The following is a 3,999-nucleotide window of genomic DNA, read 5'->3' as shown; positions in this document are numbered from 1 at the left end:
TTTCGCCACTGTGCATTCGAAGCGGCGGGAGGATGTGCAAAGGCTTCTCGATGAAGGCGTGGCTGTGAACATCGACGATCGGTGGAATGCGGTGATCGCCGCTTCAGTCGCCCTGACCGAAACACCGGTGAATTTTGGGACGCCGGAAATTCAAACGCTGCGCGATGCCGGGCTCGACGATCAGGAAATCGTCGACGTCATCAACGGCGCCGCCTTCTTCAACTGRGCGAACCGCCTGATGCTGTCTCTCGGCGAACCGACGCCAGCGCGCTCCCAATAATTCGCGCAGCGAATAGACAACGCCGGCAGCGTCCTCGAACGCTGTCGGCTTTGTTTTATTATAGCAATATATCGTTCTAGACAACGAAACGGGATCTGCTGCGAAGCACATCGCGCGGGCTATTGCACACGTGTGCAGGATGTGCTCTCATCGTTCATCACCACCCGCCACTTTGTCATCGCGCGAAAGGAAACTCTTACCGAAATTCGTAATGACGACTCGGCGTACCGAGCGAGACGCGACAAGACCGGCCATTAAGAGCCGGTTTCGCGAGCCCGCCGCGGAACGCATTTCACGAGGGAGGAAAAACGCCATGCTAGATGTCACTGCTCGGCCCGCAGGAAGGGCGCGCTGTCCGTCTGTCTCAGACCAGAACCGCGTATCCGACGGCCGGGTCGCATGAATCCCGCTTCGTCGCTCACGTCAAGCGATGCCGTCATCGGGCGCGCGACGAGCATTGCTCCGTCAATGCGTCAGCGAATTCGATATCGGCTCAAGGTCGCGTTGCGCGATCCGACGACGATCGTCGGTCTCCTGACGGCAATCCTCTTCGCTTATCTCATCGCCGTTCCCATCATCTCGATGCTCGCCGATGCGATACACGTTCAGTTCGGAGACGAACGGCGGACCGGCAGCGGCTTCGGCGAATTGACGCTGTACTATCTCAATCGGACATTCTCTTCCGCCGTCTCGTCGAACCTGTTCTGGGAGCCGCTGACGAACACATTGTCGGTTGCCTTCGGCGCCATCGTAACGGCGTTTTTGATCGGCGGGCCGCTCGCCTGGCTGTTGAGCCGCACCGACATGTTCGCGCGCCGATGGTTTGCGACCGCGCTCATCGTTCCCTACATGCTGCCGGCCTGGACCTTTGCGCTTGCCTGGACGACGCTGTTCAAGAACAGGACCGTGGGCGGGCAGGCGGGGTGGCTCGAAGCTCTCGGCTTCAGCCCGCCGGATTGGGTGGCCTACGGTCGGTTTCCGATCACCGTCATCCTGGCCCTCCATTACACGCCATTCATCATTCTGCTTTTTGGTACAGCCTTGCGGCGGTTCGACTCGCAGCTCGAGGATTCGGCGCGCATTCTCGGAGCGAAACCCTATCAGGTTGCGCGCCAAGTGATCCTGCCGCTGATGTTGCCCTCCTTGGCCTCGGCCATGGTGCTCATCTTTGCCAAGTGCCTCGGCGAATTCGGCGTCGCCTACGTTCTCGGATTGCCCGTCAAATTCGATGTGTTGGCGACATCGCTTTACCGCAACATCGCCTCGCGACAGACAGGCGTTGCAGCCGTTCTCGCCGGCGCCATCATGCTCATCGGCATCATCTCGCTGTTGATCGACATGCGGCTCGTGAGAGAGGCCCGGCGGTTCGTGACGATCGGATCGAAGGGCACGATGAACCGGACGACCCGTCTCGGGCCTTGGCGTCTTCCAGCTTCGGCGCTTGCCGGTCTGATCTTCCTGGCGAGCGTCGGGCTTCCGCTCGCGACGTTGTGTCTATCGACCGTCATGCGCGTGCCCGGAGAATTCTCGCTCGATAATTTTACCCTCGATTACTGGATCGGAACCAATCTCACAAACGTCGCCATGAGGACTGGAATCCTGTTGAGTCCGGACCTCTGGAACGCTGCGTGGAACACGATCTGGATCGTCGGGTTCGCAGCGGCGGCATCGGGCATTCTTGGCCTTCTTGTCGGTTATGTGGTGGTTCGCACTCCGGTTCGTGTGCTCTCGACGTTTCTGCGCCAAATCACGTTTCTGCCGTATCTGGTTCCCGGGATCGCGTTCGCTGCAGCATACCTGTCGCTGTTCGCCGTGCCGCGTGGTCCGATCCCGGCGCTCTATGGGACGATGACGATCCTGATCCTCGCGCTCATGGCCGAGCAGATGCCTTATGCCTCACGCGCTGGAATTTCGGCGATGATGCAACTCGGTCGCGACCCGGAGGAGGCAGCGCAGATCGCCGGCGCCGGCTGGTCGAGACGCATGACGGCCATCGTCATTCCTATTCAGAAGGGATCGCTCGTGACCGGCGTCTTGCTGCCCTTCATATCAGGCATCAAGGGCTTGAGCCTTTTCGTCATGCTCGCCGTGCCGAGCACCGACGTGTTGACCACTTTCTCCATGCGGCTTGTCGACTACCACTACACGCAGGCGGCCAACGCCGTCGTCCTGATCGTCGCCGCTATCGCCTATTTCGGTACGCTTTTCGCTCAGAAACTGACCAAGACCAACATCGCAGAAGGGCTAGGTGGCTGATGCCGACGATCAGTTTGCGCGGTGCGCAGAAGAGCTATGGAGCGAAGGCGGCCAACGCGGTTTCCGACCTCGATTTGGACATCGGCGACGGAGAATTCATGTGCCTTCTCGGTCCTTCCGGCTGTGGCAAGACGACGACCCTCAGGATGATCGCCGGATTGGAAAATCTTTCCGGCGGCGAGATCACGATCGGCGATCGCCTCGTCGATTCGGTGCGCGAGGGTGTTTTTGTGCCACCGGAGAAGCGAGAGATGGGTCTCGTCTTCCAGAGTTATGCGTTGTGGCCGCACCTCACCATCGAGCGCAACACGGATTTCGGGTTGCGTTTGCGAAAGGTGCCGAAGGCGGAGCGAGAGGAGCGCGTCACCGCCGTCATGCGGGCGCTCGACATCGAACAATATCGCGACCGATACCCCTCGCAGTTGTCGGGTGGGCAGCAACAGCGTGTCGCACTGGCGCGCATGCTCGCCGTCAATCCGCGTGTTCTCCTTCTCGATGAACCGCTTTCCAATCTCGATGCGCGGTTGCGACTCGAAATGCGCGCGGAACTGAAGCGCATTCACCAAGAGTTCAAGACGACGATCGTCTTCGTCACGCATGATCAATGGGAGGCGATGACTCTCGCCACCACCATTGCCGTGATGAAGGACGGGACGCTTCAGCAGATGGGTTCACCGAACGATATCTATGAGCAACCGGCAAACCGCTTCGTGGCCGAGTTCGTCGGCAGTCCGCCGATCAACATTCTGGAAGCCAAGGAGTTCGCCCAATCCCGCATGACGGCGAATGCACTCGAGTTCTTGGGCGCGCGAGGACCGACGAGCGACATCGGCTCGGTCGGGATGCGCCCCGAGGCGATCCGTTTCGCGACGGATCAATCGCCGCCGCCTCCAGGAAGCTTTGCGAGCCCGGTTCGCGTGAGCGGCATCCTGCCGACGGGCGGAAGCTGGATCATCGAGCTGAGTGGGGAGGGCAAAACGCTCTTCATGACGACCCACGAACCGCCGCGAACCAATGTGGGAACCCAAGGAAAACTCTGGCTCGCAGCCGAAGATTTCCATGTCTTCAGAACGGACGGCAGCCGGTCCGACATTTTCGACCGAGCGCTGAGGCCGCAAAAGCCGCGTGACGAATGCAATGCGGCGTAAGTCGAACAAGAAACGGAACGAGGGAGAAACGGAAATGAGGATGAGATCGACAAATTGGCGGCATCTGGCCCTCGCGGCCGTTCTGCCTTTCGCGGTGACGGGAACAGGCGCGATCGCGCAGGAAGGGCCGGACGTGCAGGCTCTTGTCGAAGCCGCGAAGAAGGAAGCGCCGATCACCGTCTACGACAGTACCGGCAAGATCGTCGATATCGCGAATGCGTTCAGCAAGAAATACGGATTGAAGGCGACAGGGATGAAAGTCTCGGCCAACAGCCAGCTCGAAATGATCATTCGCGAGGCTCGGGCGGGCAATGT

At 60.0% G+C, this 3,999-nt stretch carries 3 protein-coding genes and 1 pseudogene; all 4 read left to right on the top strand.

Translation table 11 applies throughout. From position 1 onward, the window contains the following. Positions 1–280 (top strand): carboxymuconolactone decarboxylase family protein (locus AC1DT3_RS13600; protein WP_477465785.1); only part of this gene is annotated, 280 nt, incomplete at its 5' end. Between the two features lie 468 nt (positions 281–748). Beyond that, positions 749–2,536 carry an ABC transporter permease gene (locus AC1DT3_RS13595; RefSeq protein WP_477465784.1) on the top strand — a complete coding sequence of 596 codons (1,788 nt, stop codon included), beginning with the start codon at positions 749–751 and terminating at the stop codon, positions 2,534–2,536. After that, entirely contained in the window at positions 2,536–3,684 is a 1,149-nt protein-coding gene (locus AC1DT3_RS13590; RefSeq protein WP_477465783.1) for an ABC transporter ATP-binding protein, read from the top strand. The genes AC1DT3_RS13595 and AC1DT3_RS13590 overlap by 1 nt, the downstream gene beginning before the upstream one ends. A gap of 40 nt (positions 3,685–3,724) precedes the next feature. Beyond that, positions 3,725–3,999: pseudogene (locus AC1DT3_RS13585) on the top strand (ABC transporter substrate-binding protein); the annotation flags it as partial.

Source organism: Microvirga sp. P4_G7 (genome assembly GCF_056401005.1).
Note: the sequence above shows the minus strand (reverse complement) of the source record. Positions and strands in the feature narration are given on the sequence as shown.

Coding starts and splice junctions, on each gene's coding strand:
- AC1DT3_RS13590 (WP_477465783.1), top strand. CDS start 2,536: ATGCCGACGATCAGTTTGCGCGGTGCGCAGAAGAGCTATGGAGCGAAG.
- AC1DT3_RS13595 (WP_477465784.1), top strand. CDS start 749: ATGCGTCAGCGAATTCGATATCGGCTCAAGGTCGCGTTGCGCGATCCG.